Genomic DNA, 15,881 nt, shown 5'->3' on the forward strand with positions numbered 1-15,881 from the left:
GCCACGCGCTACCGGGGTCGATACCGGGGATGAGGACGCGCCCTCACCCGGCCCCGTGACAGGGCGGATGAGGGCGCGAGGTGAGGACCCGAGATAAGGGCACGGCGAGGGCGCCGTGGGTCAGCCGGAGATGATGCCGTTCTTGGTGAGCCAGTCCTTGGCGACGGTCTCCGGGTCGGTCTTCTTCTCGGACATCTCCGTGTTCATCTCCAGGAGCCCGGCCGTGGTGAGCTTGGCCGACACCGCGTTCAGCGTCGCGCGGACGGTGTCGTTCACCTTGGACTTGTAGACCAGCGGCAGGACGTTCTGGGCGCCGAAGACGTTCTTGGTGTCCTGCAGGGCGACGAAGCCGTTCTTCTGGATGGCCGGGTCGGTGGAGAACAGGTCGGCCGCCTGCACCTGGTCCTTCTGCAGGTTGGACACGGTGATCGGGCCCGCGGTGTCCAGGGACTTGAACTGCTTGAACTTCAGCCCGTACACCTTCTCCAGGCCGACCAGGCCCTGCTGGCGGGTCTTGAACTCCGGCGGGCCGCCGACGATCAGCTCACCGGCGACGGACCTCAGGTCGTCGATCTTGGTGAGCTTGTACTTGTCGGCGGTCGCCTTGGTGACGACCAGCGAGTCCTTGTTCTCGGCCTGGGACGGGGTGAGCACCTCCAGCTCCGGCGGGAGCTTCTGCCTGAGGGCGGCGTCCACCTCCTGGGTGGTGCTGGCCGGGTTCTCCTGGTCGATGTGGGCCAGCAGCGCCCCGTTGTACTCGGGGAACACCTGGATGGCGCCGCTCTTGACCTGGTTGTAGTAGACCTCGCGGGACCCGATGCCGAACTTGCGGGTGACCTTGACGTCCTTGGCCTCCAGTGCCTGGGCGTAGATCTCGCCGAGCAGCCCGCTCTCGGGGAAGTCGGCGCCGCCGATGGTGATGGCCGAGCCGCCGCCGTCCCCGGCGAGGGGGTCGTCGCCGCCTCCGCACGCGCTCACCGCCAGCACGGCCGCGACCAGCACGGCGGCGCCGCGAATCATCCGGGACATCTGTGGTGTTCCTTCCTCCGGGGTACCGGACGCTTCGGGCGCCCGGCCGGGATGGTGCGAGTTCAGGACGCGGCCCACTGCCGTACTCCCGCCGACACCGCGTAGCGGTACAGGAGGGCGAACGCGGCCTGCGTGAGGACGGCCAGCGCGATCACGAGGATCGCGCCGCCCGCCATGCTGCCGTAGTCCCGCCGGGCGTAGCCGTCGACGATGTAGCGGCCGAGCCCGCCCAGCCCGACGGAGGCCGCGATCGTGGCGGTGGAGATGATCTGGATCAGGGCGGTGCGCAGGCCGAGCAGCACCAGCGGCATCGCGACGGGCAGCTCGACGCGCAGCAGCACCTGGCGGCCGGTCATGCCCATGCCCTCCGCCGCGTCCCGCAGGCCCGGCTCCACCTGCTGGACGCCCGCGTAGGTGTTGACCAGCACCGGCGGGACGGCCAGCGCGATCAGCGGGATGAGGATCGGGACCAGGTCGCCGGCGCTGGTGACGATCACCGCGAGGATCAGCAGTCCCAGGGTCGGCAGCGCGCGGGCCGCGTTCGCCGAGGACATCACCAGGAAGCCGGCCACCGCGGCGGGCCGGCCGCGGCGCAGGTGGCCGAGCACCAGGCCCAGCGGCAGCGCGATCAGCATGGTGATCGCGAACGCGAGCAGCGAGTACCACAGGTGCTCCAGGATCCGCGCGGGGATGCCGTCGGCGCCCGTCCACTGCCCGGACCGGCCGAACCAGCCCAGGGCCTCCCAGATCGCGTTCATGTCTTGGCCACCTCCCGCTCGGCGGCCCGCCGGGCCGGGCGGCCGCGGCGGCCGGTGCGATCGGCACGCCCGGCGCGCTGCCACGGGGTCAGCAGCCGCTGGACGAGCAGCAGGAGCAGGTCGGCCACCAGCGCCAGCGCGATGATCAGCGCGATGGCCACGATGACCGGGGTGGTGAAGCCGCCGCCGGGCCACTTCATCCCGGTGACCATGAGCTGGCCGAGCCCGCCGATGCCGATCAGGGCGCCCACGCTGACCAGGCTGATGTTGGCGACGGTGGCCACCCGCAGCCCGGCCATCACGACCGGGACGGCGATGGGCAGCTCGACCCGCACCAGCCGCCGCAGCGGGCCGAAGCCCATCGCCTCCGCGGACCGCCGCACGTGCTCGGGGACCGAGCGCAGGCCGTCCACCACGCTGGGGACCAGCACCGACAGCGTGTAGAGGGACAGCGGGACGATCACCGCGGGATAGGTGATCCCGGTGAACGCCACGAAGATCACGAAAAGGCCGATCGCCGGGATCGCGTACAGCACGCTGGTGGCCGCCAGCACCGGCGGGTAGAGCCGCCGGTAGCGCGCGCAGGCCAGGCCGACGGGCAGCGCGATCGCCAGGCCCAGCAGCACCGGGGTGAACGAGAGGATCAGGTGCTCACGCAGCGCCTCGGCGATCGGCCCGTCCAGGTTGCGGGAGACCCAGTCCCACCGGATCAGCGGCTCGTCGTCGGGGGCCGCCGCCACGGCCCGCCCGAGCGGCATCGGGATCACCGATCCGCCGCCGCGGCCGGCCGCGCCGCGCCCTCGGCGGAGCCCTTCGTGGTCTCCGCCGGGTCTTCCGTGACCCCCTCGGACGCGTCCGGGCCGGACGCGTCCAGGTCACGGAAGAAGCGCAGGCGCTTGATGCCGCGCTCGCCGCCGAGGAAGTCGCGGACGAAGTCGTCGGCGGGCTCGGCGAGCAGCTCGTCGGGGGTGGCGTACTGCGCGAGCCGGCCGCCGACGCCGAACACGGCGATGCGGTGGCCGAGCCTGACCGCCTCGTCGATGTCGTGGGTGACGAAGACGATCGTCTTCTCCAGCTCGCTTTGCAGGCGCAGCAGCTCCTCCTGGAGGCCGCCGCGCACGATCGGGTCGACGGCGCTGAACGGCTCGTCCATCAGCATGATCGGCGGGTCGGCGGCCAGCGCCCTGGCCACGCCGACGCGCTGCTGCTGGCCGCCCGACAGCTGCGCGGGGTAACGTCCGGCCAGGGCGGGGTCGAGGCCGACCCGCTCCATCAGCTCGCGCGAGCGCGCCCTGGCCTTCTTCTTGTCCCAGCCCAGCAGGTAGGGGACGGTGGCGATGTTGTCGAGGATGGTGCGGTGCGGGAACAGCCCGGCCTGCTGGATCACGTAGCCGATGCCGCGCCGCAGCGTCGGGGGGTCGCTGTCGCGCACGTCGCGGCCGTCGATGGCGACGGTGCCCTCGGTGGCCTCCACCATCCGGTTGATCATGCGCAGGGTGGTGGTCTTGCCGCAGCCGGACGGTCCCACGAGGACGGTGATCCGGCGCGAGGGGATCTCCAGGTCGAGCCCGTCCACCGCCACGGTCCCGTCGGGGTAACGCTTGGTCACGCCCGCAAAGGTGATCAAGGGGTTCACGTCCTCGTCGGGCGCCGGTGCAACGCCGTTCTTCTCCCGCCGACTGGCTCTTCCACTGCCATCTGGCACCGCCTACCGGGCGGAGATCGATCTCCGCCGCTCGACCAACAGTAGCCCCTGTGGCCGACAAACCGTACGCACCGCCAGGTCACCGGCCTGGAGCGACACAGAGGCACCATGCCCAGCTTAACTACCTGAATAATGAGAAAAGTAGCGTGAGGTCGTGCATAACAGCCGAATCGTTATCGATGGGACGGGCCTCACCTGTTACCAGGTGGCCCGCGCGGCCCGCGAGGACGTGACGATCGTCATGTCCCCGGAAGGGGTGGAACGGGCCCGCTCCGCCTGGAAGACCGTCCGCGAGGTGGCCGCCGAGCGGCCCGTGTACGGCCGCACCACGGGGGTCGGCGCCAACCGCGAGGCCGGCGTCGAGTGGGAGGACTCCGACGCGCACGGGCTGCGGCTGCTGCGCAGCCACGCGGCGGGCGCGGGACCGCTGGTGGCGCCGGAGATCGTCCGGGCGATGCTCACGGTCAGGCTGAACCAGATCGCGGCGGGCGGCTCCGGGGTGGACCCCGAGGTGCTGCGGGCCCTGACCGACGTGCTCAACCTGAACCTGCTGCCGCCCGTCCCGGTGTACGGGGCGATCGGCACCGGCGACCTCACCGCCCTGGCCTCCACCGCGCTGTGCCTGCTCGGCGAGCGGGACTGGCTGCCCGCCCCCGACGGTGCGCGGCCGCGCGGTCCCGGCTTCACCCTGCGGTCGGCGGACGCGCTGGCCTTCATCAGCTCCAACGCCGCCACCCTCGGGGAGGCGGCGCTGGCCGTGACCGACCTGCTGACGCTGCTGGACGCGTCCACGGTCGTGGCGGCCCTGTCGCTGCTGGCCGTGCGCGGATCGGAGGAGCCGTACGTCCCGGCGGTCCACGACGCCTGCCCGCACCCGGGCCAGCGGGAGGTGGCCGCCGCGATGCGGACGCTGCTCGCCTTCGACCAGCCCGCCCCGATGCGCATCCAGGACCCGTACGGCTACCGCGCGTTCCCGCAGGTCCACGGCCCGGCGCTGGAGTCGGCGCGGTACGCGGAGGCGGTGGTGGCCCGGGAGATCAACGCGGCGGCCGAGAACCCGCTGGTGGACGTGGCGGGCCGCGCGGTCTGGCACAACGGCAACTTCCACACCGCGTACGTGGGGCTGGCGCTGGACGCGTCCCGGGCGGCGCTGTTCCAGACGATGGCGCTGTCGGCGGCGCGGCTGGGCACGCTGGCCGAGCCGTCGTTCACGGGCCTCTACCCGTTCCAGGCGGCGACGGAGGCGTCCTCCGGGATCATGATCCTGGAGTATGTGGCGCATTCCGCGCTGGCCGACGTCCGCCGCCTGGCGACCCCGGCCGCGCTGGGCAGCGCGGTCCTGTCCCGGGGAGTGGAGGAGCACGCCGGTTTCTCCACTCAGTCGGCGCGCGCCACCACGGAGGCGCTTGGCGCGTACCGCATCGGCCTGGGATGCGAGCTGGTCGCGGCCGTCCGCGCACTGCGAATGCAGGGCCGCGCCCCCGCGGGCGGGCCGCTCAAGGCCGCCTACGATCTGGCCGCGGCGTCGCTGGACGAGCGGGTGGACGACCGTCCCCTCGACTCCGACATCGCCATCGCCGCCGACCATCTGCCCGCCCTCGCCCGGTTGCTCTAGCCTGCGCCGCCGACGCTCGACCGCCTGACCCTCAAGGACGGCTCGCGGACGACGCGGCGCTCATGGGGCCTGTCCTCGATGACGTCGACGACCATGCGGACGGCCGAGTCGACGATGCCGTCGATGTCCCAGTCGACGGTGGTGAGCGGCGGGGTCAGCAGCGCCGACATCGGGTGGTTGTCGTAGCCGCACACCGCGACGTCGCCGGGGACCTCCAGGCCCAGGGCGCGAGTGGCCGCGTACACGCCGTAGGCGATGGAGTCGGAGAAGCAGAAGACGGCCGAGGGACGCCCGGGGGCGCCCAGGATGCGCGTGGCGGTCTCGGCGGCCTCCCCCAGCGACTGGGGGGCCACGACGACGTCCACCACCAGGTCGAGCCGTTTCGCCTCGGCGTTCACGTGGACGTCGACGGGACGGTCCGGGGTGCCGGCCAGGGTCGGGGTCAGCACCGTGATGTGCCGGTGCCCGAGGGCGCGCAGGTGCTCCAGGGCGAGGGTGACGCCGCGCCGGTTGTCGAACACGACCTCGCCCTGCGACCGTCCGCCGTTCAGGGCGTCGCCGATCGAGACGACCGGCAGGGTCTCCGCCAGCTCGGCCCACAGCTCGGCGGACGGGTCGAGGGGCTGCACGATCAGCCCGTCCACCCGCTGGTCGCGGAGCTGGCGGGCGAGGGCGAGCTCGCGGGCGGGGTCGTTGAAGGCGTCCACGATCAGGGCGTAGCGGTCGCGGGCCAGCAGGGAGCGGCTGATGCCGACGGCCAGCGACTGCTGCCAGTAGTCCTCCAGCGAGCCGCACAGCAGGCCGACCATGCCGGTGCGGCCGCTGGCCAGCGCGCGGGCGATCGGGTGGGCCTCGTAGCCCAGTTCCTCGGCGGCGGCGCGCACCCGCGCCTGGGTGCCCTCGGAGGTGTGGATGCCCCGAAGCGCGTACGACACGGCCGCGGGCGACAGCCCTGTCGCCGCCGCCACTTCACGAATGGTCGCGCGCTTGCGCCGCCGTTCCGGCACCCTCTCACCCTAAATGCCGGGTACGACAGTCAGGAGATGCCAGGTGGGAGGGCGCGCCGCCCGATCCCCGCTCTGATGCAGGCGGCGCGCCCTGTAGTGATGACAGCGCTCACCCCGCCGTGGATGTCACACCTTCACGTACTTTTTGGCGATCCTGGGAATGTCCCGGGATCACATGCCTTCGCTCAGGACCCGGTCGCGCGTCTCCACGAAAGCGGCGGCCGGGTCGGGGCCCAGGTACTCCCATGGGAATCGCGTGGCACAGTCCCCGATGAGCTGGAATTCCTCCCTGGCCGCTGGCAGGTCCCCTGCCAGGGCGAAGGCGAACGCGAACGCGTTGTGCACTTCCGGCCAGCCGACCTGGGGACGGTATGCGGGGTGCCGGATGGAATGGTCCGCGGCGGCGCGCAGGTCGGCGCGCACCTCCTCCTGGGTGATGTACGCCTGCGCCTGTGCGGGTGGAAGGGACCGCCACACCTCCACATGGGCGTCCGCGACCAGGCGTCCCAGCGGGCTGCCCGGCGCGGCCTTGGACACCGAGGCACGCGCGAAGGCGAACATCTCCTCGTGGCTGCCGTACCACCGCTCGCACAGGTAGGTCTGCATCTCGGTGTGCGCGCGCAGATGCCCCGGGTGCAGTTCCACGACACGCTCGAACCGGCGGCGGGCCTCGTCCGGCTTCACCCGTCCGCCACGCGCGCACGCCAGAAGGAACGTCCACGCGGCCGTCTCTCCCGGGTCACGCGCCGCCACCTCACCCAGGCACGCCTCAGCCAGTTCCAGCCGTTCACTGAAACCGGGGAAACGATGCTCCTCTCCCTGGGCCGCGTACGCCTCGGACCGTGCCTCCCAGGCCCAGCTCAGCGCATGCGCTCCGCGTACCAGCAGCGGCAAGGTGGACCGTGGCTCGGCCCTGGTCCAGGTGCCGATCCAATCCTGGAGCCTCGGGACGCTCGCGCAGACCGACAGGTAGAAGGCGCGCTCGTCGGGATCGGTCACCGCCTGGAGGAAGTCACCGGCCCACCAGCGGTCCCGCAGCCGCAGCGCCTCGTACAGGTCGGCCGCCGCCGGATCATGGACGCACGGGTCGATCGTCGGTGCCGCCCCCGCCGCGGGGTCCGCCCTGCGCCGGCCGAAGAGCCCCATCGACCCGGCTCCCTCCCTGCCTGCCCCTTGCCCACAGCGCGCTCAGCGCGCCGCTCCCGATGCGTTCACCATGGCCCGACAAGGTAGGCCATTTTCCACACGAGGGGTAGTCGTCGCGCCACGCTAAGGGCGTACGAGCTCACCCTCGGAGGGCTCCGCGGAACGGGGCGATGGGACGGAAACGGTCTTCGCGGCCCTGTCCCGTACGGCGCCGCCCGCGTCCACCTCCCGTACTGCGGCCAGAGACGCGCGCAGCTTGGCGCGCATCCAGGACTGCCCCGGACGCTCGATCAGCCGGTACATCGCGTACGCCACCGCCAGCGAGACCGCGATGGCCAGCGCCAGCGCCGCCCACTTGTCCAGCGCCGGGTAGGCGTGCTTCAGCAAGGGCAGTGCGACCTGAGAGTGAGTCAGGTACAGCGGGTAGGTCAGCGCTCCCAGCACGGTCAGCCCGCGCCAGTTCAGCCACCGCAGCCGTCCGGTGGCCACCAGGATCATCACCACGAAGAGGAGGGTGACGGCGACCGCGACGACCTTGCCGTTGGCGGTGGTGAACGCGCGGCCGGTGCGCCACACGCCCCAGTGGACGGCGAGGATCCAGGAGACGCCGACGAACCCCCACAGCAGCAGGTTCGGGCCGAACCTGTACATCAGGTAGAGCGCCATGCCCGCGACGAAGTAGCAGCTCCAGGTGGGCATCAGCATGGTCTGGAGGAACCGGGACCCGGCCTCGTCGGCGAACACCGACCCGAGCGTCCAGCAGGCCATGAAGACGAGGCAGTTACGGTAGGTGACGCCGATCGCGGCCAGGACGCCGATCAGCACGTAGAAGTGCAGCTCGATCCACAGCGTCCAGAACACCGCGTCGACGTTGTCGAGCCCCAGGCCGCCCTGGAGCATGCTCAGGTTGGGCAGGACGAGGTCAGGGTCGCCCTTGCCGAGCCGGAACACCGCCCAGATCGCCAAGCCGAGCAGCACCGCGGCCCAGTAGGCGGGCATCAGCCGGGTCACCCGGGAGATCCCGAACTCGCCCGGACCGCGGCCCCACACGCTCATGAGGATCACGAACCCGCTGATCATGAAGAACAGGTCGACGCCCAGGTAGCCGTACCGGGTGACCTCGCCCAGGGCGGGGAACATCTCCAGCGACGGCTCCGGCCACGGCCCGCGGCCCTTGAACCCGGCGAGGTGGTAGACCACGACCCCCATCGCGGCCAGGAAGCGCAGCAGGTCGATCTCACGGAGGCGGTCGCGGCGTGTCACTCGCGGAACCCTGGCGCCACCGGGTTGCCCCAGGTGGTCGAGGGCGCGAGCGAACGGTGAACGCGAGGTGTCGGGAAGCGCGGGAGAGGAGGGGCGCGAGTTCGCGGACGGTGCGCGCGCGGCCACGGATTTCTTCTAAAATCTTCGGGTCACCATTTCCCCGGAAAGACGGTGGACCCCCCATGACCTCTCGCCGCGCCCGCCGCGGCGCGGCGATTCTCGCGCTGTGCCTGTCCTCCGCCCTCGCCACGGGCTGCGGGGCGTTCGGCGACGGTTCCGCGGCCCGGCAGCGGCCCAGCCCGGCGGTGGCGGCCACCCAGCCGGTCGTCGCGTCCTCCGCCCCCGTCGTGATGTTCCTCGGGGACAGCTACACGGTGGGCGAGCGGGGCCGGCGGCCGGAGGACACCTACGCCGCCGCCACGGCCCGGCTGCTGGGCTGGCAGCCGGTGCTGGGCGGGCGGGGCGGCACCGGGTTCGTCGCCGGGACGCGGATCCGGCAGTCGTTCGGGATGCTGTTCGAGGGCCAGCTCGGCTGGCGGCCCGCGCCCGACCTGCTGATCGTGTCGGGCGGCCACAACGACTGGCCGTACCCGCCCCGGCAGGTCGCCGCGGCGGCGGACGACGTGCTCGACCGGGCGCGCAAGCGGTGGCCCACCACCCGTATCGCCTTCGTCGGCCCGCTGTGGGGCAGCGGTTCGCCGCCGCGCGCCGCGCTCGCCATCCGGGACGCGCTGCGGCAGGTGGCGCAGCGGCACGGGGTGCCGTTCATCGACCCGATCGCGGAGCGCTGGATCACCGGCGACCGCCGCCGGAACGCCGGCAACGCCGTCCGCTACATCCGCCCCGACGGGATCCACCCCACCGACCAGGGCCACCGCTACATCGCCGCCCGGCTCGCCGCCGACCTGGAGCGGCTGGGCCTGGCACGTCCCACGGTGAAGAACTGACCGGCGCCCGGCGCCCGTGACGTCACGCCACGGGCCGGGCCAGGGAGAGCGAGAAGTCGCCCGCTCCGTCCGTCCAGAACCGGGACAGCTCCAGACCGGCGGCGGCCAGCTCGGACTCCAGCCGTTCCCTGCGGAACTTGGCGGAGATCTCGGTGCGCATCTCCTCCCCTTCCGCGAAGCGCACCTCCAGGTCGAGCCCGCGGACGTGGACGGTCTGGTCGCGGGTGGACCGCAGCCGCATCTCGATCCATTCCTCCTCCGCGTTCCAGAGCGCCACGTGCTCGAAGGCGGCGGGCACGAAGTCGGCGTCCAGCTCGCGATTGATCACGGCCAGGACGTTCCGGTTGAACTCGGCGGTGACCCCGGCCGCGTCGTCGTAGGCGGCGACCAGCCGCTTCTCGTCCTTCACCAGGTCGGCGCCCAGCAGCAGCGCGTCCTGCCCGGACATGGTGGCGCGCAGCGCGGCCAGGAAGCCGACGCGCTTGGCGGGCGGCATGTTGCCGATCGTCCCGCCGAGGAAGGCCACCAGGCGCCGCTCGCCGTCCGGCAGGAGGTGCAGGTGCTGCTCGTAGTCGGCGACGACGGCCCGCACGGTGAGACCGGGGTGGTCGGCGGCGATCCCGGCGGCGGCCTCCTCCAGGAAGTCGCCGCTGACGTCCACCGGGACGTACGTGCGCAGCGTGCCGCTCAGCGCGTCGAGCAGCAGCCTGGTCTTCTCGCCCGATCCGGCGCCGAGTTCCAGCAGGGTGCGGGCGCCGGTGGCCGCGGCGATCTCGGGGGCGCGGGCGGTGAGGATCTCGCGTTCCCTTCGGGTCGGGTAGTACTCGTCCAGCCGCGTGATCTCCTCGAAGAGCCCGCTGCCGCGCTCATCGTAGAACCACTTGGGCGGCAGCGCCTTCGGGGTGGAGGTCAGGCCGTCGCGCACGTCCGCGCGCAGCGCCTTGGCCAGGTCGTCGGACGTCAGGAACCGGTCCACGAAGTCTCCTCGGCGTCGGTCGGTCACAGCGGGGTGATCCGCACACCGGACATCAGGTCGGCGGTCACCAGCGAACGGTCCGGGACGGGCCGCCAGTCGGGGTCCTCGTCGAGCGGCTCCGAGGAGATCCACACCTCCCCGAACCGGCGCTCCCCACGGCCGGTGTGCGGGCGCTGCCGGACGAACAGGCAGTCGCCCCAGGTAGTGGCGGCCAGCGCGGCACCGTCGGCGGCGAGCAGGTTGTACCGGCCCGGCGCCAGGGCGGCGACGGTGCGGACGACCTCGGCCAGGGCGCCGCCGAGCGTCCCGCCCTCCCGCCACAGCCGCGCGGCCAGCGCGAACAGCAGCGCCGAGTCGACCGGCGCCCTGGCGTCGGGGACGTGGGCGAGGTCGCCGGCCAGTTCGCGCAGCTTGCCCTCGATTCCGGCGAACCCCTCGACCTTGCCGTTGTGGCTGAAGAGGCGGCCCGGTCCGGTGTCGTCGCCCTGGGCGCCATCGGGCCCCGCGCCGGTGCGGAACGGCTGTGCGCACGACTCGTCCACGGGGAAGCCGACGGTGGCGGAGCGGATCGCGGCGACCGCGCAGGTGGTCTCCATCACGTCGGCGATCTCGCGGAAGGACGGGTCCGCCCAGATCGGCCGGGCTCGCCGGAACCGCACCGCGCGGTCGCGGTGGTACCAGCCTGCGCCGAAGCCGTCGGCGTTGAGCAGGTTGCCCTGGGTCATGCGCGGGGCGTACGACTGGTGCTCCAGCGAGTACTCGCCCTCGAAGATGAGCGAGCCGAGCGTGCGGGACGGCCCGAGGTAGCCGAGATGGCGGCACATCAGGCGCCACCTTCCTCAGGGGCCGCCGTGCGCGCGCAGCGGAAACCGGCGAAGATCTGGCGCCGGATCGGGTAGTCCCAGTTGCGGAAGGTCCCGCGTACGGCCAGCGGGTGCGTCGCCCACGAGCCGCCGCGCAGCACCTTGTACTCGGGGCCGAAGAACACCTCCGAGTACTCCTTGTACGGGAAGGAACGGAATCCCGGGTAGCCGTGGAAGTCGGATGACGTCCACTCCCAGACGTCCCCGATCAGGCGGCGCACTCCATATGCGGACGCGCCGGATTCGTAGGCCCCTGCCTCGGCCGGCTTGAGCATGCGCTGCCCCAGGTTGGCGCGGCCTTCCTCGTACACATCGCCCCAGGGGTAGCGACGCGAACGGCCCGCGTACGGGTCCCAGCGCGCGGCCTTCTCCCATTCGGCCTCGGTGGGCAGCCGCTTGCCCGCCCAGCGGGCGTAGGCGTCGGCCTCGTACCAGCACACGTGCTGCACGGGCTCGTCCAGCGGGACGGGCTCGGTACGGCCGAAGCGGCGCCGCACCCACGTCCCGCCGTCGCGCGTCCAGAAGGCGGGCGAGCGCTTGCCGCCCTCGTTCCTCCACTGCCAGCCTTTGGGCGTCCAGTAGCGCGGCTCGTCGTAGCCCCCGGCCTCCATGAACGCGAGGTACTCGCCGTTGGTGACGGGTTCGACGTCGATGTAGTAGGCGGGCAGGTCGACGAAGTGGGCGGGGCGTTCGTTGTCATAGGCCCAGGGGTCGTCGGAGGTGCCCATCTCGAACCGCCCCGCTTCGATCAGCACCTCACCCGCGTGCCGAGGCGCGTTCGTGCCGAGCGTCGCAACAGGTGGGTCGAGCAGGGCAGGGGCGCCTCTGCGTAGCTGATGCGTGGCCAGCATCGTCTCGTCGTGCTGGTGCTCGTGCTGGACGACCATCCCGTACACGAACCCGCCCGAGGTGAGGGCGTTCCCCTGGTCGAACCGGACGGAGCCGAGCGAGTCCAGCACCTTCGACCGCACAGTGGAGATGTAGTCGCGTGCCTCCTTGGGCGGGAGCAGGGGAAGGGTGGGCCGTTCGGCGCGGGGGTGCTCGAACGCGTCGTACAGGTTGTCGATCTCCGGACGCATGGGCTCGATGCCCGCGGCGGCGCGCAGCAGCCACAGCTCCTCATAGTTCCCCACGTGCGCCAGGTCCCAGACCAGAGGGGACATGAGCGGGGAGACCTGAGCGGTCAGCTCGCCCTCGTCCAGGACACGGGTGGTGAGGCCCAGGCTGCGGTCGCGCACCGCGCCCAGCTCCTCGGCTATCAGTTCCTTCAGCGACTGCTCGTCCAGCGAGCCCGGCGCGCTCATCGCGCTCATCGCGGTCATCGGTGCATCTCCTCGTCGGCGGGGCAGCGGCCCCGTTCCACGTAGCGGCGCGCGTACTCGCCCACCAGCGGGACGAGCGCGTCGGCGCCCAGCCTGGGCAGCGCCTCCAGCGCGGCGGTGAAGCAGGCGCGGGCGGCCGCGGCCAGGGGCGGGTCGGTGAGGCCGCAGCGCGCCGCCTCGGCCCAGCGGCCCGCCACCGGCTCGGCCGCCTCCTCGGCCGCGGCGGCGGCGCGCGGGTCGTCCAGCAGGGCGGTGGCGACCACGACCGGGACGGGCCAGTACGGATCCGGCAGCGCGTCGATCATGCGCAGTTCCAGCCAGCCGCGCGGGCGCACCGGCGGGAACAGGGTGGACAGGTGGTATTCGAGGTCGGCCAGTCCCGGCTCGCCCTTGCCCACCCATTCCCCGAACGTCATCCCGGGGTCGGCCACCCAGTCCTCGCCGGACTCGGCGCGCAGCATCATCACGCGGGCGTCCATGGCGTAGCGCGTCCACGCCTCGGCCGGGTCGCCACCGCCGTTCCCCGGATCGTGGACGGGCAGCGTCCGGCGCGGGTCGAGCGCCGCCCAGACGGCCTGCCGGGTCGAGCGCAGCCCGGTGCGGCGGCCCGCGCGCAGCGGCGAGTTGGCGAACGCGGCGACGAGCACGGGGCCGAGCGCGTGCGCCAGCCGCCAGCGGCGGGCCGCGCCGGCAGGGTCTTCCCCGATGTCCAGGCACACCTGGACGGACGCCGTCGAGCACATCATCGCGATGCCCGCGTCGGCGAACCCGCTGGAGTCGAAGTAGCCGCGCATGCACGCGTACCGGGGATGCTCTGCCTGGAAGACGGGGGGCCGTACCGGGTCCACGCCGTGCCCGGCGAGGACGAGCCCGCCTTCGGCCAGTGCGCGGCGGGCGTGGTCGAGGTCGGCCGAAAGGGCCTCGTGCAGCGGGACGAGGCCGGGGTAGGGGGCGGAGCTGAGTTCCAGCTGGCCGCCCGGCTCGTAGGTGACCTTCGCGCCGTTGGGAAGGGGCCCGGCCGCGTCCATGAGGGCGCGGGTCCGGGACGGCGCGACGAGCGCGGCGGGATCGGCCGCGTCGAGCACGAGCCACTCGGTCTCGGCGCCGACCCGGCCCGGAGGGCCGTTCTTGAAGCAGACGCCGCGGATGTACCGGTAGACATCGTCCACCGTCAGTCGGGTCATGACCGTCCTCCTGTCTCGTGACCTCAGGCCCGATGACGAGACTCGAACAACGGGTTCGAGACCTTCCCTGGTGAACCGGATCAGCAATCAGACAATCGCCGTAAATCTTCTGAAACCCCTACGAACATGACCGAACCCGATCGCACCCTTACCCTTCGTGAGCATGGCGACGCACAGCGCCCACTGACTTCTCAGTAGTCGAGCGTGTGCACTACAGTCCCGTTCTCAACAGTGACTGGACGGTCCGTCCAACTGCCGGGCCGTCCGACCGCAGAGCTCCCGACCGGCTCCAAGGCCACCCCGGAGGAGGTCACATGCGCGGGGACCTGGAAGCCCTCTACGACGCGCATGCCCATCGCCTGTACGCCCACTGCTGGTCCCTTCTCGGTGACGAGGGCGCGGCCGACGCCGTCAGGGACGCCTTCGCCGAGGCGGCCCGCCACCGTCCCCAGGGCGAGACGGTGCTGTGGCTGCACGGGGTGTCGCGCTCGGTCTGCGCCAAGAGGGGCGCGTTCCAGAGGCAGAGGCGTCCGCTCTTCACCCGTGCGGGCGACGACCCGCTGATGCGCGCCGCCGCCGCCCTGCCCGCCGAGCACCGCGAGGCGCTGCTGCTGGCCGCGGGCGAGTGGCTGGACGTGCGCGACATCGCCCGCGTCTTCCGCATCTCGCCCGGCCGCGTGCGCGAGCTGCTGCACGCGGCGCGCACCGGGCTGGAACGCGGCGTGCTGGAAGCGCTCATGCGCGGCGGCGCCGGCACCACCTCCCCCTACCTCGACGTCATCGAGGCGTTCGAGAAGGGACGCCTGCCGCACCTGCTGGCCCGCCGCGCGCCCGGCCTGGCCCCGCGCGGCCTGCGCGAGATGGTCGTCGGCGATGCGACGAAGGTCACCCAGAGCCCGCTGGTCGTCATCGACCCGAACACACCGGACGCGCCCTTCGGTGACGGGCGCGAGGGACGCGACGAGGCGCGCCGGCGCCGCTGGGCCGCCGTCAGGGGCGCGGGCGCGGTGGCGGGCGTGGCCGCGTCCGTCGCCGCCGGGCTGATGATGACCTGGCCGTCCGCCGAGGGCGACGGCGTGAACGCGCTCGCGCCGACGCAGAACGACAGGCGCCCGGCGCCGGTGCCGGGCACGCCGTCCGGCACGCCCGACACGACGCCGGACACGACGCCCGACACGACCTCCCCGGAGCGCGGCGCCACGGGCGGCACGGGCACCGAGGCGCGCACGCCCGGCACTTCCGAGCCGAGCCCGACGACCCCGGAGCAGTCCCCCACCGTCCCGTCGTCCCGGACACCGCGGTCCTCCCCCGCCGGAGGCGAGAGCAGCGCCCCGTCCAGCGGCGTCACGTCGCCGGCGCCTTCGTCGACCCCCGGGGACGCCTCGCCCAGCGATCAGGCTGACGACAGGGACTCGGACGGAGACAGAGACGGAGACAACGGCAGGGGCGGCGGCAGGGACAGGGACGACCGCCGGCCCCGCACAGGTCTGGACGACCTGATCTCCGGAATCGTCGGGGCGGTCACCGACCCGCTGACGGGCGGCTCCTGAGTCCCGGCGCTCCCGGCCCCCGGTTCGGCGGCGGCCGGGAGCGCTAGTCGCTCGCCGTGGCGGCGTGGGCGCCCTCGATGCGGCCCATGACCAGCCGCGGATGGAAGTAGCTGATGGCGACCCGTTCGCTCGCGGTGACGCAGACGATGCGGTAGCCGTTGCGGCCGTCCTCGTCCGGGGTGCGGAAGTCCTCGGGGTCCAGCGCTCCGCGCCGTTCCATCTCCTTGAACCACCGGCCGAGGGCGTAGACGTCGGGGAACGTCTCCAGCCCCTTGCCCCGCCGTCCGAGGGTGTAGGTGACCTCGAACGTGCAGTCGTCCGGAGGGTAGGTCGTCATCAGATCATTCCTTCGCCGCGGCAGACGCCGCATGTCTGGCCTCGGTGGACGCCAGACCCGTTGCATCCCGGGCATGTCCGTGTGGGCGGCTTGCTGTGCTTGCCCATCCATCGCCTTCCTACGCGGTGCGTGCCCCGCTCGCGCGGCAGTCTAGGACGCCCCACATATCACTCGCAGGC

The 15,881-nt window shown here is 72.5% G+C and carries 14 protein-coding genes and 1 pseudogene; 3 read left to right on the plus strand and 12 right to left on the minus strand.

The window, feature by feature from the left end; translation table 11 throughout:
• Window positions 1–120: 120 nt before the first annotated feature.
• The 4 genes and pseudogenes from ACGWYJ_RS15620 to ACGWYJ_RS15635 all read right to left on the minus strand — a co-directional run.
• A complete protein-coding gene (locus ACGWYJ_RS15620) occupies window positions 121–1,029 on the minus strand; it encodes an ABC transporter substrate-binding protein (RefSeq protein ID WP_395106690.1) in 909 nt (302 codons plus the stop codon).
• A gap of 62 nt (window positions 1,030–1,091) precedes the next feature.
• On the minus strand, window positions 1,092–1,787 hold the full coding sequence (locus tag ACGWYJ_RS15625; protein WP_395106691.1) for an ABC transporter permease: 696 nt from the start codon (window positions 1,785–1,787) through the stop codon (window positions 1,092–1,094).
• Window positions 1,784–2,545 carry an ABC transporter permease gene (locus tag ACGWYJ_RS15630; protein WP_395106692.1) on the minus strand — a complete coding sequence of 254 codons (762 nt, stop codon included), beginning with the start codon at window positions 2,543–2,545 and terminating at the stop codon, window positions 1,784–1,786. The genes ACGWYJ_RS15625 and ACGWYJ_RS15630 overlap by 4 nt, the downstream gene beginning before the upstream one ends.
• A 26-nt stretch (window positions 2,546–2,571) precedes the next feature.
• Window positions 2,572–3,414: pseudogene (locus ACGWYJ_RS15635) on the minus strand (ABC transporter ATP-binding protein); the annotation flags it as partial.
• Between the two features lie 232 nt (window positions 3,415–3,646).
• Here ACGWYJ_RS15635 and ACGWYJ_RS15640 point away from each other — a divergent pair.
• Window positions 3,647–5,107 (plus strand): aromatic amino acid ammonia-lyase, encoded by a 1,461-nt coding sequence (locus ACGWYJ_RS15640; protein ID WP_395106693.1) that lies wholly within the window; start codon window positions 3,647–3,649, stop codon window positions 5,105–5,107.
• Here the strand turns inward: ACGWYJ_RS15640 and ACGWYJ_RS15645 are convergent.
• From ACGWYJ_RS15645 to ACGWYJ_RS15655, 3 genes are all read right to left on the minus strand, one after another.
• A complete protein-coding gene (locus ACGWYJ_RS15645; protein WP_395106694.1) occupies window positions 5,104–6,075 on the minus strand; it encodes a LacI family DNA-binding transcriptional regulator in 972 nt (323 codons plus the stop codon). The two genes, ACGWYJ_RS15640 and ACGWYJ_RS15645, sit on opposite strands and share 4 nt — an antisense overlap.
• Before the next feature lie 210 nt (window positions 6,076–6,285).
• The gene (locus ACGWYJ_RS15650) at window positions 6,286–7,260 is read right to left on the minus strand and encodes a hypothetical protein (RefSeq protein ID WP_395106695.1); all 975 of its coding nucleotides are present in this window, start codon (window positions 7,258–7,260) and stop codon (window positions 6,286–6,288) included.
• A gap of 123 nt (window positions 7,261–7,383) precedes the next feature.
• Window positions 7,384–8,523 (minus strand): acyltransferase family protein, encoded by a 1,140-nt coding sequence (locus ACGWYJ_RS15655; protein ID WP_395106696.1) that lies wholly within the window; start codon window positions 8,521–8,523, stop codon window positions 7,384–7,386.
• Window positions 8,524–8,705: 182 nt separating this feature from the next.
• On the opposite strand from ACGWYJ_RS15655, the gene ACGWYJ_RS15660 reads away from it, so the two are divergent.
• Window positions 8,706–9,470 carry an SGNH/GDSL hydrolase family protein gene (locus ACGWYJ_RS15660; protein ID WP_395106697.1) on the plus strand — a complete coding sequence of 255 codons (765 nt, stop codon included), beginning with the start codon at window positions 8,706–8,708 and terminating at the stop codon, window positions 9,468–9,470.
• Window positions 9,471–9,492: 22 nt separating this feature from the next.
• Here ACGWYJ_RS15660 and egtD read toward each other — a convergent pair whose 3' ends face one another.
• Genes egtD through egtA form a run of 4 tightly spaced genes read right to left on the minus strand, consistent with a single transcriptional unit; the run spans window position 9,493 to window position 13,815 of the window.
• A complete protein-coding gene (gene egtD, locus ACGWYJ_RS15665) occupies window positions 9,493–10,446 on the minus strand; it encodes an L-histidine N(alpha)-methyltransferase (protein ID WP_395106698.1) in 954 nt (317 codons plus the stop codon).
• 23 nt (window positions 10,447–10,469) lie between these two features.
• On the minus strand, window positions 10,470–11,270 hold the full coding sequence (gene egtC, locus ACGWYJ_RS15670) for an ergothioneine biosynthesis protein EgtC (protein WP_395106699.1): 801 nt from the start codon (window positions 11,268–11,270) through the stop codon (window positions 10,470–10,472).
• On the minus strand, window positions 11,270–12,631 hold the full coding sequence (gene egtB / locus ACGWYJ_RS15675) for an ergothioneine biosynthesis protein EgtB (protein ID WP_395106700.1): 1,362 nt from the start codon (window positions 12,629–12,631) through the stop codon (window positions 11,270–11,272). The genes egtC and egtB overlap by 1 nt, the downstream gene beginning before the upstream one ends.
• Window positions 12,628–13,815, minus strand: coding sequence for an ergothioneine biosynthesis glutamate--cysteine ligase EgtA (gene egtA / locus ACGWYJ_RS15680; RefSeq protein WP_395106701.1), 1,188 nt, complete (start codon window positions 13,813–13,815; stop codon window positions 12,628–12,630). The genes egtB and egtA overlap by 4 nt, the downstream gene beginning before the upstream one ends.
• A 314-nt stretch (window positions 13,816–14,129) precedes the next feature.
• On the opposite strand from egtA, the gene ACGWYJ_RS15685 reads away from it, so the two are divergent.
• Entirely contained in the window at window positions 14,130–15,365 is a 1,236-nt protein-coding gene (locus tag ACGWYJ_RS15685) for a sigma factor-like helix-turn-helix DNA-binding protein (protein WP_395106702.1), read from the plus strand.
• Window positions 15,366–15,408: 43 nt separating this feature from the next.
• Here ACGWYJ_RS15685 and ACGWYJ_RS15690 read toward each other — a convergent pair whose 3' ends face one another.
• Entirely contained in the window at window positions 15,409–15,702 is a 294-nt protein-coding gene (locus ACGWYJ_RS15690; protein ID WP_285696134.1) for a hypothetical protein, read from the minus strand.
• Between the last annotated feature and the right edge of the window lie 179 nt (window positions 15,703–15,881).

Source organism: Actinomadura sp. SCN-SB, from assembly GCF_043906805.1.
Taxonomy (GTDB): Bacteria; Actinomycetota; Actinomycetes; order Streptosporangiales; family Streptosporangiaceae; genus Spirillospora.